Below are 24,198 nucleotides of genomic sequence, written 5' to 3'. Positions count from 1 at the left end.
ATGTCGTTCAAGAAACTCCTGATCGCCAACCGTGGCGAGATCGCCATCCGCGTCGCGCGCGCGGCGGCCGATGCCGGCATCGCGACGGTCGCGATCCATCCGGCCGATGACGCGCTGTCGCTGCACGCGCGCGTTGCCGACGAGGCGGTCGAAATCCCCGGCCGCGGCGCACGGGCCTATCTCGATATCGAAGCGGTGGTGAAGGCGGCGAAGAGCGCCGGCTGCGACGCGGTGCATCCCGGTTATGGCTTCCTCAGCGAGAATGCCGCGTTCGCCAAGGCTTGCGCGGATGCGGGGATCGCCTTCGTCGGGCCGAAGCCGGCCGCGCTTGAACTGTTCGGCGACAAGGTCGCGGCGCGGCAACTGGCGAAGCGTTGCGGCGTGCCGATCATCGCCGGCACCAGCGGGCCCTCGTCGCTGGAGGAGATCACGGCATTCTTCGAATCCCTCGGCAAGGGCGCGGCGATCGTGATCAAGGCGATGGCCGGTGGCGGCGGCCGCGGCATGCGCGTCGTGGAGAATGCGGCCGATCTCGCGGAAGCTTATGCGCGCTGCCAATCCGAGGCCAAGGCGGCGTTCGGCTTCGACGGCGTCTATGCCGAGCGCCTGATCCGCCAGGCCCGCCACATCGAGGTGCAGATCATCGGCGATCGCCATGGCGCGATCTCCCATCTCTGGGAGCGCGAATGCACCATCCAGCGCAGGCACCAGAAGCTGATCGAGGTGGCGCCGAGCCCGTCGCTCAGCGACGCCTTGCGCGGCCGCATCATCGAGGCTGCGAGGCAGCTCGCGACCGCGGCGGCTTACGACAATCTCGGCACCTTCGAGTTCCTGGTCGACGGCACGGCCGAGGACAGCTTTGCGTTCATCGAGGCCAATCCGCGGCTTCAGGTCGAGCACACCGTGACGGAGGAAGTGCTCGGCCTCGACCTCGTCCGCGCCCAGCTTGCGGTCGCCGCCGGCGCAACATTGGCATCCCTTGATCTGGCACAGGGCGCCATCCGAAAGCCGCGTGGCTATGCCATGCAGCTCCGCGTCAACATGGAGACGCTGGACGAGCTGGGGGCGACGCATCCGACCGGCGGCGTGCTCGCCGTGTTCGAGCCGCCGTCGGGGCCCGGCATCCGCGTCGATAGTTTTGGTTATGCCGGCTATAAAACCAGCGCGGCGTTCGACTCCCTGCTGGCCAAGGTCATCGTGCATACGCCGGGCGAAGCCTGGCACGACGTCGTGGCAAAAGCCTCGCGCGCCTTGCGCGAGTTCAGGATCGACGGCGTCGTCACCAACATCGCCTTCCTCCAGGCCGTGCTCGCACATCCCGATTTCAGGACCAACCGCATTGCGACCGATTTCATCGATCGCAACATCGCAAAACTGGTCGAGGCGGCCGATGGCGCGGCAAAGCCGCTCTATTTTGCCGCGACCGAGCGAAGCGGCCATGGCGCGGAGACGCACGTCGCGCAGATCGTGCCCGAAGGCGCGGTGATGGTCGCTGCGCCCTTGCAGGGAACCATCGTCACCATCCAGGTGAAGGAAGGCGAGATCGTGCGCCCGGGCCAGCAGCTCGCCGTGATCGAATCCATGAAGATGGAGCATCTGGTCATGGCCGAGCAGGGCGGCCGCGTCATGAAGCTCGTCGCCGGCGATGGCGTGACCCTGATGCATGGCGAACCGATCATGTATCTGGAGCCGCTCGACGTCGCGGCCGATGCGTCGGCGGCGGAAGCCGATGTCGATCTCGACCATATCCGCCCTGATCTCGCCGAGCTGATCGCGCGCCAGGCCAATACGCTCGATGCGAACCGACCAGCCTCGGTCGAGCGCCGCCGCAACACCAACCAGCGCACCGCGCGCGAGAACGTCGCGCAGCTCGTCGACGACGGCTCGTTCATGGAATATGGCAGCCTTGCGATTGCTGCGCAGCGGCGCCGCCGCAAGCTCGACGATCTCATCAAGAGCACACCGGCCGACGGCCTCGTGATGGGTGTTGCGACGGTGAATGCCGAGAAGTTCGGCGCCGAGGGCGGCCGCTGCATCGTCGTGGCCTACGATTACACCGTGCTCGCGGGCACGCAGGGCCACATGAACCACAAGAAGATCGACCGCATGCTGACGCTGGCGGAAGACTGGCGCGTGCCGCTGGTGTTTTATGCCGAAGGCGGCGGCGGCCGGCCCGGCGACACCGACCGGCTCGGCATGACCGGCCTCGACGGCCCGTCCTTCGTGCAGTTCGCACGGCTCTCCGGCCTCGTGCCGGTTATCGGCGTGGTCTCCGGCTATTGCTTCGCCGGCAACGCCGCGATGCTCGGCTGCTGCGACGTCATCATTGCCACCAGGAACGCCTCGATCGGCATGGGCGGTCCGGCGATGATCGAAGGCGGCGGTCTCGGCGTCTATCACCCGGCCGAGGTCGGCCCGGTCTCCTTCCAGTCACCGAACGGCGTGATCGACATCCTCGTCGAGGACGAGGAGGAGGCGACGCGGGTGGCGCAAAAATACCTGTCCTATTTCCAGGGCGCGGTGACGGAGTGGCAGGCCGCCGATCAGCGCCTGCTCCGCCGCGCGATCCCGGAGAACCGTTTGCGGGTCTACGACATCCGCAGCGTCATCGATCTCGTCGCCGACAAGGATTCCGTGCTGGAGCTGCGCCGCGACTACGGCGTCGGCATGATCACCGCGCTGATCCGCATCGAGGGCGAGCCGTTCGGCCTGATCGCCAACAATCCACGCCATCTCGGCGGCGCGATCGATGCCGACGCCGGCGACAAGGCCGCGCGCTTCCTCCAGCTCTGCGACGCCTTCGATCTGCCGATCGTCTCGCTCTGTGATACGCCCGGCTTCATGGTCGGCCCGGAGGCCGAGAAGACCGCGATCGTGCGCCACGTCTCGCGCATGTTCGTGACAGGTGCCAGCCTCACCGTGCCGCTGTTCGGCATCGTGCTGCGCAAGGGTTATGGGCTCGGCGCGCAGTCGATGATCGGCGGCGGCTTCCACGCCTCCTTCTTCACCGCGGCCTGGCCGACCGGCGAATTCGGCGGCATGGGCCTGGAGGGGTATGTCCGCCTCGGCTTCCGCAAGGAGATGGAGGCGATCGCCGACCCCGAGGAGCGCGAGACCTATTATCGCAACAAGGTCGCCGAGCTCTATGCCAACGGCAAGGCGGTCTCGATCGCCTCGGTGTTCGAGATCGACAACGTCATCGACCCCGCCGAGACGCGGCGCTGGATCATGGCGGGCGTGCGCTCGGTGCCGAAGCCGTCCGCGAGGACGAAGAAGAAGCGACCCTGCATCGATACGTGGTGAGCGCAGTGCAGCAATAGCTGCGTCCCGGTTCCCGATTGACATCCCCGCCTGTGCTGCCAGACTTTGCACAATAATGCAGGGTGGAGACGTCCGCGATGGCCAGCCTTTCGGCCTCGAACCATGTCGCCCGTGTCTTGTCCGTCGCCAATCACGTGGCCGACGTCGATGCCTCGTCGCGGATCGCCAATTCCTGGCGGCGCTGCGTAATCAGCCACAAGCTCGATCCCGCGCGCCAGGGCCCGCCGCAGACGCTGACCGAGGCCGAGATCCGGCACGTCGCCGAACCGATGGAGGAGACGATCCGGCTCGCGATGCCCGAGCTCGACGATCTCGCCCGGGTGCTGCGCGAGGCCGGCTACTGCGTCAATCTGGCTGATACGAACGCGACCATGCTGTTCAGCCGCCTGCCGGGGGAAGCCGACGCAAAGATGTTCTTGGACTGGAAGATCTACACCGGCTCGAATTTCGCCGAGACCTTCGAGGGCACCAACGGGCTCGGCACCGCGCTTGCCGAAGAGAAGCCCATCCTGGTGCATCGCGACGAGCATTTCCGCGCGCAGTGGCACATGTTTTCCTGCGCCGTGGCGCCGTTGTTCGATCAGGCCGGCCGGCTCGCCGGTGCCGTGAACATCACCTCGTGCCGCGAGGATCTCGAACGCGCCGCGCATCAGCTCGCGCTCGCGGTGACGATGGAGGCGACGCGGCGGATGGAGGGCGCGATCTTCCGCGGCCATTTCCGCAACGCCTGGATCGCCACCGTGCCGGGCGACGGCGGCAGCGGCCTGCTCGCCTATGACGACGATCGCCGCATCGTCGGCGCCTGCCGTTCGGCGCGCGCGCTGCTGGGCCTCACAGACGGCTTGATCGCATCGGGCATCGATCTGTCGCGCTATATCAAGTTCGATCATCATGCTGCGCGCAGTGCGGACGAGGTCGTCGAACTGCGCCGCGCCGACGGCAGAGCGCTCGGGCCGGGACATGTCGCGCCGCCGCTGCGGGCGAGGCCGTCCACTCAGCGTCGTGACGTTGCCGTCGATCGTTTCGATTCGCTGCATCGGCTCGCAGGCCGCGATCCCGGCCTGATCAAAAGCGTCAAACGGCTGCGGAGCATCGGCGACCACAATCTGCCGGTGCTGCTGCATGGCGAGACCGGCGTCGGCAAGGACGTGTTCGCGCGCGCCATTCACGCGGCGAGCAACCGCGCCCGCAACCATTATGTCGCGCTGAATTGCGCGGCGATGCCGGAGAGCCTGATCGACGCCGAGCTGTTCGGCTACGAGGCCGGCGCCTTCACCGGCGCGCGCCGCGACGGTTCGAAGGGTCTGATCGTGCAGGCCGACGGCGGCACGCTGTTTCTCGACGAGATCGGCGACATGCCGATCGCGCTGCAGACGCGCCTCTTGCGCGTGCTCGAAAACCGCGAGGTCTGGCCGCTCGGCGCGCTCAAGCCGGTGCCGGTCGACATCCGCCTGATCAGCGCGACCCATCGCGACCTCGGCCGCATGGCGGAGGAGGGCGCCTTCCGCGCCGATCTCTACTTCCGCCTGCGCGGCTTGGAGGTGCGACTGCCGGCGTTGCGCGAGCGCGCCGACAGAGACGATATCATCCGCCAGATCGCGCGCGAGGAGGCGCCGGATTGCCGCCTGTCGGACGAGGCCTGGGCGTTGCTCTCGGCCTATCCCTATCCCGGCAACATGCGCCAGCTCCGCCACGTGCTGCGGCTTGCCGGCTGCACCGCGGAGGACGGCGTCATCATGGATGCCGATCTCGATCTGCCTCCGTTCGGTGGGAGGACGGAGCCGGACCTGGCCGCGGCCGAGCGCGCGACGATCGTCGAGGCGCTACGCAAGCATGGCGGCCGCGTCACCGAGGCGGCGCGGGCGCTGAAGCTCAGTCGTGCCACGCTGTATCGGAAGATCAAGCAGTTGAAGATCGAGACGGCGCAGTAGCGCCCAGTCGCATGCGGCGTTCTTTCTTCCCCTCTCCCCTTGTGGGAGAGGGTGGATCGCCGCGTAGCGGCGAGACGGGTGAGGGGTCTGCCTCCGCGATTACTCCCTTTCGAGTTTGCGGAGACATACCCCTCATCCGGCGCTTCGCGCCACCTTCTCCCACAAGGGGAGAAGGGAAAGCAGCAAGCGAGAAGCTTACGAAAAATCGCTCCAGCTCAGATGCCGGGAATCGAGGTCGCCGACTGAAACGGTGCCGCGGATCTCGTGAGGGACGTGGAAGCTGCTGCGCAGATACACCAGCGGTGCGGCCTCGTCGGAATGCGAGACGCCGCGCACCTCGCCGACGAAGATCGAATGCGTCTTGGTCTCGAATTCCTGCGCCAGCACGCAGTCGAATGCGGCGACCGCATCCGTCAGCACCGGTGCGCCGGTCACCCCGCGCGTCCATTGCCCGAACGCAAATCGGTCGTCGCCGTTGACGCCCTTCTGGCCGCTGAAGGTGAGCGCGAGCACGGCGTGGTCCTCGTGCAAGAAGTTGATCGCGAAGGCGCCTTCCTCGCGGATTCGCGCATGTGCGCTGGCGTTACGGTTGACGCAGACGATCAGGGACGGCGGATTGTCCGATAGCGAGCAGGCTGATGTCACCGTCAGCCCGGTGCGCTTGCCGTGCTCGGCGCCAACCGTGACCAGCGCAACCGCGCCGGCGCATTGGCGCATTGCCAGTTTGAAATCCTTTGCGTCGACGCTCACGCCGAAATCTCCGAAACGGGGCGGGTGCGACACGATTGCGCCGCACCCGCCGCGCGTCAAGCGGCCTTCTTCGCGGAGCCGAGATGTTTCAGGCGCGGCATCACCTCTTTGCTGAGCAGCGAGAGCGAATGGCGCCAGGCCTCCGGCTTGTGCTTGTAGTCGAAGCCGAACACCAATAGCACGCCGAAGCCGCCGACCTCGTCGTAGATCTTCTCGATCTTCTCGGCGACGGTTGCGGGCGAGCCGACGATCCAGTTCCGCTTGGCGCAATATTCGACGGTGACGTCGCTGTCGGGCACGTCGGGCGCGTGCTTCAAATAGTCCTTGAAGCCGAAATGGCCGAGCAGCGGCAGGAAGTACTCGCCCATCATCCGGCCCATCATGTCGCCGGTCGAGAGCTTCCAGGCCTCCTCGTCGGTGTCGGCGACGAACACCTCGCGTACGAGGCGCCAGTCCGCGCGGTTCGGCTTGCGTCCGGTCTTGGCGGCGCCGATCTCGACCGAGTCCCAATGGCTGCCGACATAGGCCGGGTTGAGGTTGAGGCTCATCGGAATGAAGCCGCGCTCGCCGGCGAGCTTCAGCGTGTCCGAGTTCTTCGAGAGCCCGGCAACGCCGATCGGCGGATGCGGGGCCTGGAGCGGCTTGATGTGGGGCTTGAGGAAGTCGAACATCGTGTCCGGCTTGGTCACGGTCCAGAACTTGCCCTTGTAGGTGAAGGGCGCGGGATCGGACCACAGCTTCAGGATGATCTCCAGCGCCTCGCGGGTCATGTCGCGGTTCTGTCCGCTCATGCCGTCGACGTTGAACATCGCCCAGTCGCTCGGCAGGCCCGAAGCTGCGACGCCGAAATTGAGCCGGCCCTCGGAGAGATGGTCGAGCATCGCGACGCGGTTGGCGAGCTCGGCCGGGTGGTGATAGGGCAGCAGGAAGCCGCCTGGCCCGATGCGGATATTCTTGGTCTGCATCAGCGCCTGCGCGATCAGGAGGTCCGGCGTGGGATTGGGTTCCCAGGGTGCTGTGTGGTGCTCGCCGACCCAGGCCTCCTGATAGCCGAGCTCGTCGAGCCAGCGCATGACTTGCAGGTCCCAGTCGTTTCCTTCCTTCAGGCCGCACTCCGGCGGATGCGAAGGCATCGTGAAATAGCCGATCTCCATGGGTTTCCTCATCTGATGTTGACGCGTCTTGTTGCGCGTTCCTGGACTTGAACAGGACAGCTTTAGCAAGCGGTGTGCCACCGCATCGCAAGCCGTGTGCCAGCGCGGCGAGCGGCTCAGACCTGCGAAAAATCGCTGGTTTGAGGCGGCAATAGCCGATATCCCGGGGCGGATTTGCGAGCGTCCGTCTCATTGTCGCGAGACGGCGTCTTGCCGGTGAGACCAAGGATACCCGTTGAGATGACCGAACCCGCCTATGTCGCGGTGGACTGGGGCACCAGCAGTTTTCGGCTCTGGCTGATCGACCGCGCCGGCCAGGTGCTGGCTGAGCGCCGCAGCGATGAGGGTATGCTGGCCGCGGCCAAGGCCGGCTTTGCCGGCGTGCTGCAGTCGCATCTCAAGGCAGTCGAGGCCCCGGCCCAGCTGCCGGTGCTTGTCTGCGGTATGGCCGGCGCCAAGACCGGCTGGGTCGAGGCCGGCTATGTTGATACGCCTGCGCCGCTCTCTGCCGTGCTGAAGCGGGCCGCGCTTGTGCCCGGCGAGACGCGCGATATTCGCATCCTGCCCGGCATCGCGCAGCGCGATACCAAGGCGCCGGACGTGATGCGCGGCGAGGAGACGCAGCTGCTCGGCGCACTCGGTCTCGAGGCCGCAGGCGAAGCGCTGGTCTGCATGCCCGGCACGCATTCGAAATGGGTGCGCGTGAAGGACGGCACGGTCGCGCATTTCTCCACCTTCATGACCGGCGAGCTCTTCAGCGTGGTCTCGCGCGAGACGATCTTGTCGCTCGCGGTCGCCGGTGCCGATGATGCCGAGGATGTCGCGAGCTTCAAGGCGGCCGTGAAAGCCGCGTATGAAGCGCCGGCCTTCGCGGCCAACCTCCTGTTCGGAGCGCGGTCGCGGCAGCTCCTGTTCGGTGGCACGCCGGCCGCTGCGCGCGAGACGCTGTCGGGCACGTTGATCGGCGTCGAGCTGGCGGCCGGGCTTTCCGGCGCCGTGCCGAAAGCGGGCATCACGCTGATTGCTTCCGGGCGGCTCGCGATGCTGTACCGGCTCGCCTTCGATGCGCTGTCGGTCACCGTGCAGCCGATCGATGCCGATGAAGCCGTCCGCCGCGGCCTGTCGATGGCCGCTGCCGCGATCTGGACGAAATGAGAGGAATCTTGAGATGAGCGTTCCCTTTCCGCCGATGCAGCGGCCGCTGGTCGCGATCCTGCGTGGTGTGAAGCCCGAGGAGACCGAGGCGATCGTCGGTGTGCTGATCGAGGCCGGCATGACGGCGATCGAGATCCCCCTGAATTCGCCGGAGCCGTTCCGCTCGATCGCGACTGCCGCGAAGCTCGCGCCGTCCGGCGTCCTGATCGGCGCCGGCACGGTGCTGGCCGCCTCAGATGTCGATCGTCTCAATGACGTCGGCGGCAAGTTGATGGTCTCGCCGAATGTGGATACGCAGGTGCTCACGCGTGCACACCAGTACGCCATGGTGACGTTGCCCGGCGTGTTCTCGCCGACCGAGGCGCTGCTCGCCGCGCGCTCCGGCGCATCGGGCCTGAAATTCTTTCCGGCCAGCGTGCTCGGCGCGTCCGGTATTGCCGCGATCCGCGCCGTGCTGCCGGCGGGCGTGATGATCGCCGCCGTCGGCGGCGTCTCCGACCAGAATTTTGCCGAGTACATGAAGGGCGGCGTGACCGCGTTCGGGCTCGGCTCCAGCCTCTACAAGCCCGGCATGACGGCCGCCGATGTCGCCGCTCGCGCAAAGGTGACAATCGCGGCCTATGATCGGGCGATTGCGAAAGACTGACGTAGCAATAAACAAGCCGTGATCCCGGCGTCGCGGATTTGTATCCTATCCTGCCGCGTCAGCGAGATCAGGAGACCGACATGGCGATCAACAACGTGGCCGATCTGTTCGTGGCAACACTCGAACAGGCCGGCGTCAAGCGCATCTACGGCATCGTCGGCGACAGTCTGAACGCTTTCACCGAGGCGCTGCGCCGCCGCGGCACCATCGAATGGATTCATGTCCGCCACGAGGAGGTCGCGGCCTTCGCCGCCGCCGGCGAAGCCGAGATGACGGGGAGCCTCGCTGTGTGTGCGGGCTCCTGCGGCCCGGGCAATCTGCACCTGATCAACGGGCTGTTCGACGCGCATCGCAGCCGCGTCCCCGTGCTTGCGATCGCGGCGCAGATCCCCTCGGCGGAGATCGGCGGCGGCTATTTCCAGGAAACCCATCCGCAAAACCTGTTTCGGGAATGCAGCCATTATTGCGAGCTGGTCTCGGACCCGAGCCAGCTTCCTTTCGTGCTGGAGAACGCGATCCGCGCGGCCGTAGGCCTGCGCGGCGTCGCCGTGATCGCCATGCCCGGCGACGTCGCGTTCCGCAGCCCGCCCAAGCGCGCGCTGTCGACGACGCGCGGGCTCGCGCTGTCGGCGCCGAAGGTTGTGCCGCAGGTCGACGAGCTGAAGGCGCTCGCGGACCTCCTGAACAGCGCCGAGCGCATCACCCTGTTCTGCGGCCGCGGCTGTGCGGGTGCGCACGCGCCGCTGATGCAGCTGGCAGAAGCGCTGAAGAGCCCGATCGTGCATGCACTCGGCGGCAAGGAGCATGTCGAGTACGATAACCCCTACGACGTCGGCATGACCGGCTTCATCGGTTTCTCCTCAGGCTATGCCGCCATGCACGCCTGCGACGCGCTGGTGATGCTCGGCACTGATTTCCCTTACAAGCAGTTCTTCCCCACCGATGCACAGGTCGCGCAGATCGATATCCGCCCGGAAAATCTGGGACGGCGGTGCAGGATCGATCTCGGCCTCGTCGGCGACGTCAAGCTGACCATCGAGGCGCTGCTGCCGCTGCTCAAGACCAAGACGCAGCGGAGGCATCTCGACGATGCCATCGGGCATTACAAGAAGGCGCGCGAAGGGCTCGACTCACTTGCGAAGGGGACGCCGGGCAGCAAGCCGATCCATCCGCAATATCTTGCAAAAGTCATCAGCGACCATGCCTCTGATAACGCCGTCTTCACCGCCGATGTCGGCACGCCCACGGTGTGGGCCGCGCGCTATCTCGGCATGAACGGCCGCCGCCGGCTGATCGGCTCGTTCGTGCACGGCTCGATGGCCAACGCGATGCCTCAGGCGATCGGCGCGCAGGCTTCGCAGCCGGGCCGTCAGGTCATCTCGCTCTCCGGCGACGGCGGCTTCACCATGCTGATGGGTGACCTGATCACGCTGACCCAGATGAAGCTGCCGGTGAAAATCGTGGTCTTCAACAACGGCGTGCTCGGCTTCGTTGCGCTGGAGATGAAGGCGGCCGGGTTCGTCGACACCAATGTCGATCTTGAGAATCCCGATTTCGCGGCGATGGCGCGCGCGATGGGCATTTTCGCCAAACGCGTCGAGGACCCCGGCGAGCTCCCCGGCGCCGTGAAGGAGATGCTGGCGCATGACGGACCCGCGCTGCTCGATGTCGTCACGGCGAAGCAGGAGCTGTCGATGCCGCCGACCATCACGCCCGAGCAGATCAAGGGTTTCAGCCTCTGGGTGCTGCGCGCGGTGATGAACGGGCGCGGTGACGAGGTGCTCGATCTCGCTAAAACAAATCTGCTACCGCGCTAGCCCCGCTTCACCGAAGGCGCGGGCAGCCGCTCGTGGCGGTGCTGGAAGCGCTGCCAGTGCAGCACGATGCCGATCAGCAAGGCCGGCACGAAGCCGAGTGCGATCAGGAAATACGGCAGCTGCGTCGGCGAGATGAACGCAATGGCGATATCGGAGATCAGCCAGAGCGCTGCGAACATCACCGCGAAATCGGTGCGCGGGCAGCGCAAATAATAGAACACGGCGGTGATGACGATGGCGGGCCCGATCGCGATGCCGATCATCACCGCGGTCAGCTCCTTCGGCGTCAGCGCGTCGAGCACCATCGACGCCAGCAGCCAGAGCGCGGCGAACATGGCGATGATGTCGAGCGGATGCCGCAATCCAATACCTCTCGCAGGAACCGCGCTATCGTTGTGGCCGGAACTCCGGTCGTCAAGGGAAAATACGCCTATTCCTCGTCACTTCCGGGGCGTTGGCCGCAGCATGAAATGGCCGAAAGCGGTGGCGATCGGCTTGTTCGCATCGTCTTGCCAGGCCCGCGCTTCGAAGGCGACGATACGCCGGCCCTGTTTCACGATCGAGACATTGGCGACGGTATCGAGGGCGCGGCCGGAGCGTAGATAGTTGACGGTGAGTCCGATCGGCTTGGGCAGCGCGGCGATGCCGAGCTCGCGCCTCACGCCGAGGATCGCGGTGGTCTCGAGGAAGGCGCCGGTCATGCCGCCATGGATCGCGGGCAGGATCGGGTTGCCGATGATCTGCGGCGAGAACGGCATCGTCAGCGTGCCATCGTTATTGACGCGAATGCCGAGGCAGCGCGCGAACGGGCTGTTGGCGAACGGGCCGTCCGGATCGTCCGGCGCCTCCAGCGTCGGGATGCTGCGCGAATCCATCCTGCGGTCCGCGAGCATGTTGGTGCGGTTGGCGCCGATCATGAAGCAGGCGGTCGCGGTTGCGACCGGATCGTCCTCGGAGTCCTGATAGGCGGTGGAGCGCACGAAGGCGATCGAGCGCGTGGTGCGGTAACAGACCGAATGCGCCTTGATGTCGAGGCCCGGCGTTGCCGGCTTCTGATAATCGATGCGCAGATCCAGGGTTGCGATCGCGCGCGTGCCGTCGAGCGCAAGTTGCACCGCCATGCCGCAGCTCTCGTCCAGCATCGCGGTGACGACGCCGCCATGCAGCACGCCGGTCTCGGTGTCGCCGACAAAGACCGGACGATAGGGCAGGCTGGACCAGGCCTCGGCGGGGGCGAAGTGGTCGAGCTGGAGCCCGCTGATATGGCCGTAGTCGGAACGGCGGCCCTTGATCGCCTCGGCGAGTTCCTCGAACGGCAGCGTGGTGGGTGAAGTGGACATGACGACGTTCTAGACCAGTGTCGGTCGCCGCGCAAAACCCCGAAAGGGGCTCATCAGGCAGGTCTGTCTGGGCCGGTTTGGCCTCGACATGGTGTGCCGAAGCAACGATGGTGGGCGCTTCGTCCGTCGACTAGCCCCAAGGAGTGCCCATGGCCGACCCCGAAACACCCGTTACCAATCAGGGGCCCGTGACCATTTCGAGCTCCAGCTCGGAACGGGCACCGATCATCTATTTCGACGGCGCATCCTGCTTCGGACACCACAACGGCGCGATCCAGATCGAGCTCGCCGCGAACCTGCTGATGCCAGTCGGTGCCGCCGTCAGGGTCGACGTGGTCCAGACCGCGCACTTGCGCTGCAGCGTGGCCGCAGCGCTGGCGCTGCGCGAGGCCCTCGACAAGGCGCTGGCGATGTACCGGCAGGGGCAGCAGCAGCCGGCGGAGGTGATCCCGACGGTGAAGAACTGAGATCGCGGGCGATCGCTTTTGAATGCGATCGCAATCTCTCAGCCCACATGCACCTTCGGCTTCTTGCCGCCGTTCCACTTGCCGTCGAGCGCGCGCTCGATCTGGGCGGCGAGCTGCAGCAGCAGGCCGTCATTGGCCTGCTTGGCGATGGCCTGGATGCCGAGGGGGAGGCCGTGGTCTTGCTCTGCCATCGGCATCGAGATCGCCGGCATGCCGCAGAGATTGGCGAGCGGCGTGAAGGCGAAGAAGCGCCAGAGATTGCCGAACCAGTCGAGGACGTCAGGATTTTCGGAGATGGTGAGATATTCCCTGGTGCCGACCTTCGGCGTCGGCAACGCGGTGATCGGCGTCAGGATCACGTCCCACTGCTCGAAGAACGCGCCGAAGCCGCGCGAGGTCGTGTTGAACACGCCTTGCATCTTCGCCCGCTCGGCGAAGCTCGTGTGCCGACCGGCTTCCCAGATCCTGATGTTCATGGGCTCGATGAGATCTTCCGGCGGCTTTTCCAGCCCGCGCGCGGCGAGCATGTTGGAGATCACCACGGCAAAATTGCTGATGTAGCAGGTGGTCTGCGCCGCGAACGCGGCGCGGAAGTCGAGCTCGGGCAGCGCGTATTCGACGTGATGGCCGAGGCCTTCGAGGAAGCGGCCGGTCTTCTCCAGCTCGGCGGCGATCTCCGGCGTCGCGGTGTAGTCGCCCCAGGTGTGCGACAGCGCGATGCGAAGCTTTGACGGATCGCGCTTGATCATCTCGGAATAGGGCTGCGCCGTGGTCCAGAACGGCATGAACTCGCCGGGCGCAGGCCCGCGGGCGTGATCGACGAAGGCAGCGGTGTCGCGCACCGAGCGCGACTGGCAGCCCTGGATCGAGACGAGACCGGTGAGGTCGGACATGTGCGGGGCCAGCGAGAACACGCCGCGCGACACCTTCAGCCCGATATTGCCGTTGACGCCGGCGGGAATGCGGATCGAGCCGCCACCGTCGGTCGCATGCGCGATCGGGACGACGCCGGCCGCGACCATCGCCGCGCTGCCCGCCGACGAGCCGCAGGTGGTGTAGTCGGTATTCCAGGGATTGCGCGTCACGTAGACGGTGGGATTGTCGGCCGAGCTGCACACGCCGAATTCCGGCGTCGTGGTTCGTCCGATCAGGTTGAGGCCTGCCTGGCGGAATTTACCGGTGAGGAACGTGTCGGCCGCGGCGCGATTGCCGCGCATCAGCAGCGAGCCCATTTCCTGGAGCCGGCCCTTCATGGTCGGTCCGAGGTCCTTCATCAGGAAGGGCAAGCCGGCGAACGGGCCGGCGAGATTGGCGCCGTCCTTGGCCGGATCGGCGATCACGTCCTCGAACAGCTCGACCACGCCCGACAGTGCCGGATTGACCTTGGCCACGCCCGCCGCGGCCTGGCGCGCCAGCTCCTTCGCCGTCAGCTCGCCCTTGCGGACGCGCGCCGCCAGTCCGACGCCATCGTGCTGCGCCCATTCGTTCCAGCTCATCGGCAAAGTCATGAAGTCCAAATCCCCGTGGGTAGCGGCGTCACCTTTTTCGCAAGGGCCCGCGTGAATCAACTGAGCCGGCGCGAAGGGCAGGGTTGCGCCGGGCGGAGAGGTCGCCGCGTCATTAAGACAGCCGCGCGATCACCGCAACCGGGCCGCCGCCGGCCGGCCCCTGATGCTCGGCACCGCCGGAGACATAGACCGCGCCGGTGCCGGCGAGGCCGGCGATCAGGCCGCCGACGGCTGCGCGGGCATGGCGCGTCGAGCTGATGTCGGTATCCTCCAGCATGGTGTGGCGGAAGCCGCGCACTCTGCCATCAGGCGAGGCCTCGGCCTTGGCGAAGATATTGACGAGCTCGCGGCCCTCGGTGGCTAGCGGCGCGACGCCAAGGCCAACGCTTTTCAGCGCCGAAACCACCGCCGGGACATCGATCGCATCGTTCATCACGGCATGTCCGATCTCGAACTCGCTCGCTGAAGATGCCGAGTTGCCGAGCACGATGATGACGTTGTGCGTCAGCTCGATCCCTGACGAGGTGGACGCAACCGACGAGAACAGATCGTAGCGCCGCAGCACGTCGTCGTCGCTGATATCGGAGGCGATCTCGCCGAGCGCGACCGCGACCCCAAGCGCGGAGGCGCCGCGCGAATAGGCCATCGAGCTGTAGGCGCTGGTCGTGGCCGTCGTGTTGCCGCGCGCGTTTGCCGCTTCGACGCGGTCGCTGGTAAGCAGCGGGCATTTGATCTGCACGAAATGGACGTCGGCGGGATCGGTGATGCCGGCATCCGCCATCGCGGCAGTCACCGCCTTGGCCGTTTCGATGATCTGTGCGGAGCGGCCGATCTCTTCGGGGAGGAAGTCCCGCGTGTGCGCCATGCCGATGCTCAAGCGCTTGCCGGACATGCCTGCCGGGCGCTCAGCCTGGCGCCGCGTGAACACCGTGATATGCGGGCTGAGCACGCCTTCGGTGCCACCCGACATCACGAAGGCGATGCGCTGCTCGACCGCCTCTGGCGAAAGGCCGAGTTCTGGCGCCAGCGCGGTGCACAACGCAGCAACGGCATACTCCCGCGTAAAATCGTTGACGCCGCCATTGCCTTCGGTCTTGCCGAGGATGGCCAAAATCGTTGTCGGGTCGATCGCGCCGGAGCCGATCATGGCCATGAGGCCGGAGACGTCGCCGGGGCCCTTGGTGGCGACCCTGAAGACGCCGACCGATGCTGTCCGCATTGCAGTCCTCGTGTGGAGTTCGGTGGTCCGGCGGGTCAACCAGCCGTGGAACGGAGGCGCATGTCAAGGCACAAGCGGGGCGCAGGCATCCCCACGAATGTGGCGAGATCGCATCCGGTTCAACAAAAAAATCCTCTGTCGACGGTTGCGCGCCGCACCTTGATGAATCAACCTCGGTTGGTCCATAAGCGGCGTCCCGCTGCCGGTGGTTCGCCCCCGCGTCGCGTGCTTGGATAGAGGGATTCTCGCGTGGCAAATATCAACCAGAAAATTGCGCAGGAGCTTGGGGTACGGGCGGAGCAGGTCGAGGCGACGGTGACGTTGCTCGATGGCGGCGCCACGGTTCCCTTCATCGCCCGCTACCGCAAGGAAGCGACCGGCGCGCTCGACGACGCGCAATTGCGCACCCTGGAGGAGCGCCTGGGCTATTTGCGCGAGCTCGAAGACCGCCGCAAGGCGATCCTCGAATCGGTCCGCGAGCAGGGCAAGCTCGATGCGGCGCTCGAAGCCTCCATTCTCGCCGCCGACAGCAAGGCGCGCCTCGAAGACATCTACCTGCCGTTCAAGCCGAAGCGCCGCACCAAGGCCGAGATCGCCAAGGAAGCCGGGCTCGAGCCGCTCGCCAATCAGCTGATGGCAGAGCCGGGCAACGATCCGAAGGTCGTGGCCGAAACTTTCATCAACGCCGAGAAGGGCGTTGCCGATGCCGCTGCCGCGCTCGATGGCGCCCGCGCCATCCTGGTCGAGCGCTTCGATGAGGACGCCGACCTGATCGGTGCTTTGCGCGAAGAGGTGTGGACCAACGCGCGCATGGCCTCCAAGGTGCGCGACGGCAAGAAGACCGAGGGCGAGAAGTTCGCCGACTATTTCGAGTTCTCCGAGCCGCTGACGAAGCTCCCGTCGCACCGCATCCTCGCGATGTTCCGCGGCGAGAAGGAAGAGGTCCTCGATCTCCAGATCCAGGCCGAAGCCGAAGCGTCGCCGCCGGGCGTGCCGAGCGCTTATGAATTGAAGATCATGAAGCGGTTCGGCATCGCCGACCTCAAGCGCGCCGGCGACCGCTGGCTGATCGACACCGTGCGCTGGGCCTGGCGCACCAAGATCCAGGTGCATCTCAACATCGACCTGCGCATGCGGCTGTGGAACGCCGCCGAGACCGAGGCCGTGCGCGTGTTCGCTTCCAATTTGCGCGACCTGTTGCTCGCGGCACCCGCCGGCACCCGCGTCACCATGGGCCTCGATCCCGGCTACCGCACCGGCGTCAAGGTCGCCGTCACCGACGCGACCGGCAAGGTGGTCGATACCGCCGTGATCTATCCGCACGAGCCGCAGCGGCAGTGGAACGAGGCGCTTGCGATCCTCGGCAAGCTTGCCCTGAAGCATCGTGTCGAGCTGATCGCGATCGGCAACGGCACCGCCTCGCGCGAAACCGACAAGCTCGCAGGCGATCTCGTCAAGGGCCTGGCCGAGCTGAAGATGACCAAGATCGTGGTGTCGGAAGCCGGCGCGTCGGTCTATTCGGCCTCGGCCTTCGCCTCGGAAGAGTTGCCGGGTCTCGACGTCACCCTGCGCGGTGCGGTCTCGATCGCCCGCCGCCTGCAGGACCCGCTCGCCGAGCTCGTCAAGATCGAGCCCAAGGCGATCGGCGTCGGCCAGTACCAGCACGACCTCGGCCAGGCCAAGCTCGCCAAATCGCTCGATGCCGTGGTCGAGGACTGCGTGAACGCGGTCGGCGTCGACGTCAACACCGCCTCGGCACCACTGCTTGCCCGCGTGTCGGGTGTCGGCTCCGGCCTTGCCTCGAGCATCGTGGCACACCGCGACGCCAACGGCCCGTTCAAGTCCCGCAAGGCGCTCAAGGACGTGCCGCGCCTCGGCCCGAAGGCGTTCGAGCAGTGTGCCGGCTTCCTGCGCATCCTCGGCGGCGAGGACCCGCTCGATGCGTCCGGTGTGCATCCGGAAGCCTATCCCGTGGTGCGGCGGATTCTCAGCGCCACCAAAAGTGACATCAAGGCGCTGATCGGCAGCAGCGAGATCGTGCGCACGCTGAAGCCCAAGGATTTCGTCGACGAGACCTTTGGTCTGCCGACCGTCACGGATATTCTGCGCGAATTGGAAAAGCCCGGCCGCGACCCGCGTCCGGCGTTCAAGGCCGCGGTGTTCAAGGAGGGCGTCGAGGAGATCAAGCATCTCCAGAAGGGCATGATCCTCGAGGGGACCGTGACCAACGTTGCCGCCTTCGGCGCCTTCGTCGATATCGGCGTGCACCAGGACGGCCTGGTTCACATCTCTGCGATGTCCAGGAACTACATCAAGGATCCGCGCGAGGTGGTGAAGCCCGGCGACATCGTCAAGGTGAAGGTGCTGGACTTCGAGGTCGCCCGCAAGCGCATCTCGCTGACGCTGCGGCTCGACGACGAGGTCGGCGCCAAGAAAGACGCGCCCGGCATGCAGCGGGACAACAGCTCGCGAAACCCCGCGCGCATGACGTCGTCGGCCCCGCGCAACCAGGAATCCTCCGGCGGCGGTGCCCTCGCCGAAGCCATGCGCCGGGCGGCCGAGAAGAACGGCGGCAAGCGGGCGTGATACTTTAACCTCTCCCCGCTCTTGCGGGGGGAGGTCGGATCGCGCTAGCGATCCGGGTGAGGGGCAAGGCATGCGGCTGACCGGATCAAAGGCCCCTCCGGCTCGTAACTTGATGGTGCACGGGACAAGCGTTGCGATCACTTTTTAGATCGCATTCGCGGACGCAGCCCCTCATCCCACTCTCTTCCCGTCAGAACGGGGCGAGGGAGCGAAAGAGCGTTCGTCCCTAACACCTGCGTCAGAATCTGGCGCGTTTGTAAGTTGAAGGTGCCTGTCCGTTCCTCTCATCTGATCCTCCTCGCGCGGCAGAAAGATCGCCGCGCAGCACGGAGGATGCTTCGATGGACAACAGGCTTCTCAAAGGCGTCACTGCGGTGACGCTCGCCGCAATGATGGCGCTCGCTTCACCTGTGCTTGCCCGTGGCGGCGGTGGCGGTGGCGGAGGCCACGGCGGTGGCGGCTTCGGCGGTGGCGGACATGGCGGCTTTGGCGGTGGTGGACACTTCGGTGGCGGCGGAATGCATGCGGGTGGCTTCGGCGGCGGTATGCACGTCGGCGGTATGGGTGGCGGCGGCATGCGATTTGGCGGCATCGGCGGTGCTCGTTTCGGTGGCGCCCGCTTCGTCGGCTCGCCAATGGCTGCCCGCGCCGCCATCGGGCCGCGCTTTGCCGGTGCACCATTAGCGACCCGCGCCGCTTTCGGCCCGCGGTTTGCTGGCCCGGGCTGGCACGGCAGGCCGTTCATTGGCCGCCATGCCTTCTTCCACCGTCACCGCTTCAACCGGTTCGCTTTCGTCGGCGCGCCGTTCTTCTATGCCAACTATGCCAGCTATTACGACGATGGCTGCTGGCGCAGGAGCTTGACGCCCTACGGATGGCAATGGGTCAATGTGTGCGGAGACTATTGGTAGTCGCATCGCGGTACCGCACCATTGTCGCGATCGCCACCGGGCGGTTCCGCTCAGCCCCGGAACGGGATAGTCTGGTGGCGATCGTCGCGCGGAGTTTTGCATGACCGGAGGTCACCGCCGCATTCTGGTCGTCGAGGACGATCCGGAAACCGCAGGCCAGCTCGTCGAGGAGCTCACCACCTCGGGCTACGACGTCGATCTTGCCGCGACGGGTCGTGAAGCCCTGAGCCACGGCGTCGCCCGCGACTATGCCGTGATCACCATCGACCGCATGCTGCCCGACATCGATGGCATCGCCGTGATGCGCCAGTTGCGCGACGACGGCATCGCCGCACCCTTCCTGATCATCTCCGCGCTCGGCGAGGTCGACGACCGCGTGCGCGGTCTGCGCGCCGGGGGTGATGACTATCTCGTCAAGCCGTTCTCCTTCGTCGAGCTGCTGGCGCGCCTCGAGGCGCTCGGCCGCCGCAGCGAGACCGTCGCCAAGGAAACCATCCTGCGGGTCGGCGATCTCGCCATCGACCTGATCGCGCGCAACGCCAGCCGGCGCGGCCGGAAAATTCCGCTGCTGCCGCGCGAGTTTCAGCTGCTCGAATATCTCGTCCGCAACGAAGGCCGCGTCGTCTCCCGGGCGATGCTGCTCCAGCATGTCTGGGACCTGCATTTCGATCCCTCCACCAACATCATCGACGTCTATGTCGGGCGGGTCCGCCGCAAGGTCGACGATGCCCAGGCCTATCCGCTGATCCATACGATCCGCGGCATCGGATATTGCATCCGTGCTCCTGGCTAAGACGCTCCGCTCCTCCACCTTCCGTCTGGCACTGATCGCGATCGCGGCGTTCGGCCTGATCGTCGCGGCGATCATGGCCTATGTCTATTTCGGCACGATCGCCTATGTGCAGGGCCGGGTCGGCGACGCCGGCGATCACAGCGGCTTCACCGCGATGATCGAGCTCGCGATGGTCGCCGTCGCCGTGCTGCTGGCCGTGCTGGCCGGGCTCGCCGCCGTGCTGGTGACGCGGCGCACGGTCGGACGGATCGAGGAGATCAATGCGACCAGCCGCGCCATCATGCTGTCGGGGCTCGACCGGCGCATTCCCTTGCGCGGCAGTCACGACGAGTGGGACCGCGTCGCCGAAAACCTCAACCAGATGCTCGACCGCATCGAGACGCTGATGGGTGAGGTCAAGCAGGTCAGCGACAACGTCGCCCACGATCTGCGCACGCCGCTGACGCGCATGCGCGGCCGGCTGGAAAAAGCCTATCACACCCCGCGAAATGGCGAGGCCGATGCGACGCTGATTGGCGATACCATCGCCGATCTCGACGCCGTGCTCGGCATGTTCGCTTCCATCACCCGGATCTCGGAGATCGAGACCCGCGCCCGCCGGAGCGCGTTTCGCACGCTGAGCCTCACCGAGATTGCCGGCGAGGTCGTCGAGCTCTACGACGCCGCGGCCGAGCAGGTCGCGACCCGCCTCAGCCTTGACGGCGACCGCGAGGTTGCGATTACGGGGGACCGCGACCTGCTGTTCGACGCCATCGCCAATCTGGTCGACAACGCGATCAAGCACGGCCGCGCGGGCGGGCAGGTCACGGTGACCTGTCGCAGCGCCGGCGCCGGGGCGGTGATCGCGATCGCCGACGATGGTCCAGGCATTCCCACCGAAGAGCGCGATCACGTGTTCAAGCGCTTCTACCGGCTCGAACAGAGCCGTTACACGCCGGGCAACGGTCTGGGCTTGAGCCTGGTCGCCGCCGTTGCCGGTCTCCATGGCGCCGAGATAGCACTGCACGACAATGCGCCGGGCCTCACGGTGCGGCTCAGCTTCCCGGCGACATCAGCGCGATAGGAGCTGACGGCGTCATAGCTCGATCACGCCGCGGCGTGCCGCATGCGCGACCGCGTCGGTGCGGCCGGTGGCATCCAGCTTGTCGAGCAGCGAGCCGACGTGGAATTTGACCGTGTGCACGGAAATGCCGAGCTGGCGCGCGATCAGCTTGTTGGACGCGCCTTCCGCCATCAGCGCCAGGACATCGAGCTCGCGCTGCGTCAGCGCGATGTCTTCCGGCATGATGCGCGGATCGCGGGCCATGACCGTCGCCGTGGCGGCCTCGCCGGGCGCGGCGAGCCGAAGCCCGGCGATGTTGCCGAGCAGAACCGCCAGGCGATCGGCGAGGGCGGGATCGTCGATCTCCAGGGTGAGCACGATCTCGGGCGCGGTGTCCTCGCTCACGCCTCCGGCCTCTCGCCGATCGTGACCTTGAAGCTGACTGGCTCGCCGCCGCGGCGCACCGCGACATCGACCACCGTGCCGACGCTCGCAGGTCCCAGCGTCCGCGACAGCGCACGCACGCCGGAGAGCTTCTGGTCGTTGACCGCCACGATGACGTCGCCCTGGCGGATGCCGGCCGCAGCCGAAGGACCGGCCTTGTCGACATTCATCACCATCGCGCCGATGCCATCGTCGAGCCGCACCGGCTGGAGCCCGACGCCGAGATATCCGCGGGCGATGCGGCCGCGCGTCTCGAGTTGTGCCGCGACCCGCTCGATTGTCGCCGTCGGGATCACCAGGACCCGCCGCGGCCCGAGCACGGCCATGCCGAAGGCGTCGCCTGATGCATCGAGCGCGAGCCCGCCTTGTTGCGCGAAGCGCAGGCGCACGTCGAGCTCGATCCGCGCATCGATGTCGCCGCCGCGCAAGGAGCGCCAGCTCTTGCCGGACAGTGATACCATGCCGAGCGCCGCGCTCGGCGCATCGCGATCGGTGGCGACGACGACCGACAGCGTGCCGAGGGGCGGAACGGTCGCGGCCAGCTTGACCGGTGCAAGACTGGCATCGGTGCGCAACAGCGCGATGTCGGTCGTATGGTCGCGGCCGACGATCGTGGCGGGAGCGGTGCTGCCGTCGGGGAGGCCGATCTGGATATCGCCCTCGTCGGCCAGCGCTTCGTCGGCGGTGACGATCAAGCCGGGTTTCCAGACGAAGCCGGTGGCGCGGGAGCGATGCGAATGCACGGCGACGACGGAAGGCGCGGTGCGCGTCACGACATCCGTGAGCGCGGACGAAAGGGACGACAGAGGAGTGGGGTCGGTCATGGAAGGCTCCTGTAAATTGTCCTCAATCTGGGATGTCGGGGGTGATTGCGAAACTGGCCGGGTGGCCAGGACAGACGGGGCGGACCGGCCTCAGCAGGGGCAAGGCCGACAAACATGTGATTGGGACGCGCTCACGGGAACGTGTAGCAATCCAGGAATTGCACTGTACGACCTCCAGCGTTTCCAGCGAGCCCCGACCGATGACCGTCGACCTCACCCGCCGCACCCTGCTTCAACTCGCCGGTGCGACCTCGCTCGCGATGGCGGCGGCCGCCGCCGCTCGGGCCGAGGGCCTGCCGCAAGGCGGCGGTCCGACCTATGCCAGCCGCACGCCGATGCGGGTGGGCATGGTGACGCTCCGGGTCAAGAACCTCGACAAGGTCGCGGACTACTATCGCGACGTGATCGGGCTCACCGTGATGGAGCGCTCCGCCGGCGCCGCGACGCTCGGCACGGCCGGCATCACGCTGCTCGTGCTGGAAGCCCGTCCCGAGGCCGCGATCGAGCCGCGCAATGCCGCGGGCCTCTACCACACCGCCTTCCTGATGCCGTCGCGAAAAGATCTCGCGCGCTGGCTGGTGCATGCTGCCTCGCATCGCGTGCCGCTGTCGGGCTTCGCCGATCATCTCGTCAGCGAATCCGTCTATCTCGACGACCCCGAAGGCAACGGCATCGAGGTCTACGCCGACCGCGATCCCTCGCAATGGCAGTGGAGCGAGGGCAGCGTGAAGATGGCGTCCGACGAGCTCAATATCCCTGACCTGCTGTCGCTGACCAATACGCGCGTCGCTGACTATGCGAAGGCCCCGGACGGCCTGCGCATCGGCCACATGCATCTGCGCGTCGGCGATCTCGCGCAGGCGCAGAGTTTTTACCACGGCACGATTGGCCTCGACCCGACCCGCAGCCGCAATGGCGCTGCGTTCCTGTCGTCGGGCCGCTATCACCATCACCTCGGCATGAATGTCTGGCAGAGCCAGGGGGCCGGCCAACGCGATGATCAGACGACAGGCCTGGCCTGGTTCTCGCTGGTGATGGCGAAGCAGGACGTTCTCGCCGCTCAGGAGGAACGCCTGCGCAAGGGCGGTGCGCAGGTCACGGCGCTCGCCAACGGTGTGGAGGCCGTCGATCCCTGGGGCACGCGGGTGCGCCTGATCAGGGTTTGATCGCCGGCGCGGGCGTTGCTATGACCGGTCAGGCGCTAGCCAGTTTTCCGGGGTTCAGCCTGACATGCCCGATTTTCACGGCGTCTTTCCGTATCTCGTTTCGCCCGTCGATGCCGATGGCACGGTGCGCACCGAAGTCCTCGGCAAGCTCTGCGACGATTTGATCGGCGCAGGCGTGCACGGGCTGACGCCGCTGGGTTCGACTGGCGAGTTCGCCTATCTCAATGCCGCGCAACGCACCGCGATCGTGCAGACCACCATCCAGGCCGCGGAGGGCCGCGTGCCGGTTGTGGCCGGCGTCGCCTCCACCTCGACGGCAGACGCAGTGGCGCAGGCGAAGGCCTACGAGAGGATCGGCGCCAACGGCATTTTGGCGATCCTGGAAGCGTACTTTCCGCTCGCCGACGCCCAGGTCGAATCCTACTTCCGCAGCATCGCGGATGCCGTGGACATTCCCGTCGTCATCTACACCAATCCGCAATTCCAGCGTTCCGATCTCACGCTCGACATCATCGCGCGCCTCGCTGAACATCCGCGCATCGGCTACATCAAGGACGCCTCGACCAACACCGGCCGGCTGCTCTCGATCATGAACCGCTGCGGCGATTCCTTGCGCGTGTTCTCGGCGTCCGCCCATATCCCGGCGGCGGTGATGCTGATCGGCGGGCTCGGCTGGATGGCGGGACCGGCCTGCATCATCCCGCGCCAGAGCGTCGCGCTCTACGACCTCTGCAAGGCCGGCCGCTGGGACGAGGCCATGGCGCTCCAGCGCAGGCTGTGGCGGATCAACGAGGCCTTCGCCCGCTTCAACCTCGCCGCCTGCATCAAGGCGGGGCTGGCGGTTCAGGGCTACGACGTCGGCGATCCCGTCCCGCCGCAGGCCGCGCTGTCGGCCGACGCCCGCAAGGTCGTGGAAGCGGCGCTCAGGGAGCTTGCCTAGCCGTCATGGCCGGGCTTGTCCCGGCCATCCACGCCTTGCCCTGTGGCACATAGAACGTGGATGCCCGGGACAAGCCCGGGCATGACGAATCTGTGGGTTCACCGCCCAAAACCGCGGCTGGTATGCCTCCGATCGATCCGCTAAAAGGCTGCCCGCAGTTTCGAAAAGACCCTGAGGACCCCAC

General features: G+C 66.6%; 20 protein-coding genes. 12 read left to right on the top strand and 8 right to left on the bottom strand.

Annotated features, from left to right (window positions below; all coding sequences use genetic code 11):
- Complete coding sequence (locus tag ABIA90_RS31980) at positions 1 to 3,303, top strand: acetyl-CoA carboxylase family protein (protein ID WP_354121184.1); 3,303 nt, start codon at positions 1 to 3, stop codon at positions 3,301 to 3,303.
- Positions 3,304 to 3,398: 95 nt separating this feature from the next.
- A complete protein-coding gene (locus ABIA90_RS31975) occupies positions 3,399 to 5,252 on the top strand; it encodes a sigma-54-dependent Fis family transcriptional regulator (protein WP_354121185.1) in 1,854 nt (617 codons plus the stop codon).
- A gap of 195 nt (positions 5,253 to 5,447) precedes the next feature.
- Here the strand turns inward: ABIA90_RS31975 and ABIA90_RS31970 are convergent, their stop codons facing one another.
- Together ABIA90_RS31970 and ABIA90_RS31965 are read right to left on the bottom strand one after the other, a co-directional pair.
- Positions 5,448 to 6,002 (bottom strand): flavin reductase family protein, encoded by a 555-nt coding sequence (locus tag ABIA90_RS31970; protein ID WP_354121186.1) that lies wholly within the window; start codon positions 6,000 to 6,002, stop codon positions 5,448 to 5,450.
- Between the two features lie 56 nt (positions 6,003 to 6,058).
- Positions 6,059 to 7,156: an LLM class flavin-dependent oxidoreductase gene (locus ABIA90_RS31965; protein ID WP_063985464.1), complete on the bottom strand. Its 1,098-nt coding sequence runs from the start codon at positions 7,154 to 7,156 to the stop codon at positions 6,059 to 6,061.
- Between the two features lie 240 nt (positions 7,157 to 7,396).
- Between ABIA90_RS31965 and ABIA90_RS31960 the strand changes: the two genes are divergently transcribed.
- The 3 genes from ABIA90_RS31960 (at position 7,397) to poxB (ending at position 10,774) form a co-directional block, all read left to right on the top strand.
- The gene (locus ABIA90_RS31960) at positions 7,397 to 8,311 is read left to right on the top strand and encodes a 2-dehydro-3-deoxygalactonokinase (RefSeq protein WP_354121187.1); all 915 of its coding nucleotides are present in this window, start codon (positions 7,397 to 7,399) and stop codon (positions 8,309 to 8,311) included.
- 13 nt (positions 8,312 to 8,324) lie between these two features.
- Complete coding sequence (locus ABIA90_RS31955; protein WP_354121188.1) at positions 8,325 to 8,957, top strand: 2-dehydro-3-deoxy-6-phosphogalactonate aldolase; 633 nt, start codon at positions 8,325 to 8,327, stop codon at positions 8,955 to 8,957.
- Positions 8,958 to 9,037: 80 nt separating this feature from the next.
- Positions 9,038 to 10,774, top strand: a complete 1,737-nt coding sequence (gene poxB / locus ABIA90_RS31950) for a ubiquinone-dependent pyruvate dehydrogenase (RefSeq protein ID WP_354121189.1) — start codon at positions 9,038 to 9,040, stop codon at positions 10,772 to 10,774.
- Here the strand turns inward: poxB and ABIA90_RS31945 are convergent.
- Both ABIA90_RS31945 and ABIA90_RS31940 read right to left on the bottom strand, forming a co-directional pair.
- Entirely contained in the window at positions 10,771 to 11,136 is a 366-nt protein-coding gene (locus ABIA90_RS31945) for a hypothetical protein (protein WP_038942774.1), read from the bottom strand. The genes poxB and ABIA90_RS31945 overlap by 4 nt on opposite strands.
- 78 nt (positions 11,137 to 11,214) lie before the next feature.
- Positions 11,215 to 12,114, bottom strand: a complete 900-nt coding sequence (locus ABIA90_RS31940) for a PaaI family thioesterase (RefSeq protein ID WP_354121190.1) — start codon at positions 12,112 to 12,114, stop codon at positions 11,215 to 11,217.
- Positions 12,115 to 12,263: 149 nt separating this feature from the next.
- Here ABIA90_RS31940 and ABIA90_RS31935 point away from each other — a divergent pair, with 149 nt between their 5' ends.
- A complete protein-coding gene (locus ABIA90_RS31935; protein ID WP_166349516.1) occupies positions 12,264 to 12,581 on the top strand; it encodes a hypothetical protein in 318 nt (105 codons plus the stop codon).
- Between the two features lie 38 nt (positions 12,582 to 12,619).
- On the opposite strand, the gene ABIA90_RS31930 is transcribed toward ABIA90_RS31935, so the two are convergent.
- Positions 12,620 to 14,089: an amidase gene (locus ABIA90_RS31930; protein WP_354121191.1), complete on the bottom strand. Its 1,470-nt coding sequence runs from the start codon at positions 14,087 to 14,089 to the stop codon at positions 12,620 to 12,622.
- 112 nt (positions 14,090 to 14,201) lie between these two features.
- Positions 14,202 to 15,308, bottom strand: coding sequence for a cyanuric acid amidohydrolase (atzD, locus tag ABIA90_RS31925; protein WP_354121192.1), 1,107 nt, complete (start codon positions 15,306 to 15,308; stop codon positions 14,202 to 14,204).
- A 249-nt stretch (positions 15,309 to 15,557) separates the two neighbouring features.
- On the opposite strand from atzD, the gene ABIA90_RS31920 reads away from it, so the two are divergent.
- From ABIA90_RS31920 to ABIA90_RS31905, 4 genes are all read left to right on the top strand, one after another.
- Positions 15,558 to 17,894: a Tex family protein gene (locus ABIA90_RS31920; protein WP_354121193.1), complete on the top strand. Its 2,337-nt coding sequence runs from the start codon at positions 15,558 to 15,560 to the stop codon at positions 17,892 to 17,894.
- A gap of 341 nt (positions 17,895 to 18,235) precedes the next feature.
- Complete coding sequence (locus tag ABIA90_RS31915) at positions 18,236 to 18,805, top strand: hypothetical protein (RefSeq protein ID WP_354121194.1); 570 nt, start codon at positions 18,236 to 18,238, stop codon at positions 18,803 to 18,805.
- Positions 18,806 to 18,905: 100 nt separating this feature from the next.
- The gene (locus ABIA90_RS31910; RefSeq protein WP_063985457.1) at positions 18,906 to 19,598 is read left to right on the top strand and encodes a response regulator transcription factor; all 693 of its coding nucleotides are present in this window, start codon (positions 18,906 to 18,908) and stop codon (positions 19,596 to 19,598) included.
- A complete protein-coding gene (locus ABIA90_RS31905; RefSeq protein WP_354121195.1) occupies positions 19,585 to 20,661 on the top strand; it encodes a sensor histidine kinase in 1,077 nt (358 codons plus the stop codon). The genes ABIA90_RS31910 and ABIA90_RS31905 overlap by 14 nt, the downstream gene beginning before the upstream one ends.
- 12 nt (positions 20,662 to 20,673) lie before the next feature.
- Here ABIA90_RS31905 and ABIA90_RS31900 read toward each other — a convergent pair whose 3' ends face one another.
- Positions 20,674 to 21,045 (bottom strand): response regulator transcription factor, encoded by a 372-nt coding sequence (locus ABIA90_RS31900; protein WP_354121196.1) that lies wholly within the window; start codon positions 21,043 to 21,045, stop codon positions 20,674 to 20,676.
- Positions 21,042 to 21,908, bottom strand: a complete 867-nt coding sequence (locus ABIA90_RS31895; protein WP_354121197.1) for a S1C family serine protease — start codon at positions 21,906 to 21,908, stop codon at positions 21,042 to 21,044. The genes ABIA90_RS31900 and ABIA90_RS31895 overlap by 4 nt, the downstream gene beginning before the upstream one ends.
- Positions 21,909 to 22,108: 200 nt before the next feature.
- Here ABIA90_RS31895 and ABIA90_RS31890 point away from each other — a divergent pair, with 200 nt between their 5' ends.
- Entirely contained in the window at positions 22,109 to 23,074 is a 966-nt protein-coding gene (locus ABIA90_RS31890; protein ID WP_354121198.1) for a VOC family protein, read from the top strand.
- A gap of 64 nt (positions 23,075 to 23,138) precedes the next feature.
- Positions 23,139 to 24,014, top strand: coding sequence for a dihydrodipicolinate synthase family protein (locus ABIA90_RS31885; protein ID WP_354121199.1), 876 nt, complete (start codon positions 23,139 to 23,141; stop codon positions 24,012 to 24,014).
- Positions 24,015 to 24,198: the final 184 nt, after the last annotated feature.

Origin of the sequence: Bradyrhizobium sp. LA6.8 (genome assembly GCF_040547935.1) — a bacterium.
Classification (GTDB): domain Bacteria; phylum Pseudomonadota; class Alphaproteobacteria; order Rhizobiales; family Xanthobacteraceae; genus Bradyrhizobium; species Bradyrhizobium barranii.
The sequence above is the reverse complement of the archived record's forward strand: the minus strand, read 5'-3'. Positions and strand labels throughout refer to the sequence as shown.

Coding starts and splice junctions, on each gene's coding strand:
- ABIA90_RS31980 (WP_354121184.1), top strand. CDS start 1: ATGTCGTTCAAGAAACTCCTGATCGCCAACCGTGGCGAGATCGCCATC.
- ABIA90_RS31975 (WP_354121185.1), top strand. CDS start 3,399: ATGGCCAGCCTTTCGGCCTCGAACCATGTCGCCCGTGTCTTGTCCGTC.
- ABIA90_RS31965 (WP_063985464.1), bottom strand. CDS start 7,156: ATGGAGATCGGCTATTTCACGATGCCTTCGCATCCGCCGGAGTGCGGC.
- ABIA90_RS31960 (WP_354121187.1), top strand. CDS start 7,397: ATGACCGAACCCGCCTATGTCGCGGTGGACTGGGGCACCAGCAGTTTT.
- ABIA90_RS31955 (WP_354121188.1), top strand. CDS start 8,325: ATGAGCGTTCCCTTTCCGCCGATGCAGCGGCCGCTGGTCGCGATCCTG.
- poxB (WP_354121189.1), top strand. CDS start 9,038: ATGGCGATCAACAACGTGGCCGATCTGTTCGTGGCAACACTCGAACAG.
- ABIA90_RS31940 (WP_354121190.1), bottom strand. CDS start 12,114: ATGTCCACTTCACCCACCACGCTGCCGTTCGAGGAACTCGCCGAGGCG.
- ABIA90_RS31935 (WP_166349516.1), top strand. CDS start 12,264: ATGGCCGACCCCGAAACACCCGTTACCAATCAGGGGCCCGTGACCATT.
- ABIA90_RS31930 (WP_354121191.1), bottom strand. CDS start 14,089: ATGACTTTGCCGATGAGCTGGAACGAATGGGCGCAGCACGATGGCGTC.
- atzD (WP_354121192.1), bottom strand. CDS start 15,308: ATGCGGACAGCATCGGTCGGCGTCTTCAGGGTCGCCACCAAGGGCCCC.
- ABIA90_RS31915 (WP_354121194.1), top strand. CDS start 18,236: ATGGACAACAGGCTTCTCAAAGGCGTCACTGCGGTGACGCTCGCCGCA.
- ABIA90_RS31910 (WP_063985457.1), top strand. CDS start 18,906: ATGACCGGAGGTCACCGCCGCATTCTGGTCGTCGAGGACGATCCGGAA.
- ABIA90_RS31895 (WP_354121197.1), bottom strand. CDS start 21,908: ATGACCGACCCCACTCCTCTGTCGTCCCTTTCGTCCGCGCTCACGGAT.
- ABIA90_RS31890 (WP_354121198.1), top strand. CDS start 22,109: ATGACCGTCGACCTCACCCGCCGCACCCTGCTTCAACTCGCCGGTGCG.
- ABIA90_RS31885 (WP_354121199.1), top strand. CDS start 23,139: ATGCCCGATTTTCACGGCGTCTTTCCGTATCTCGTTTCGCCCGTCGAT.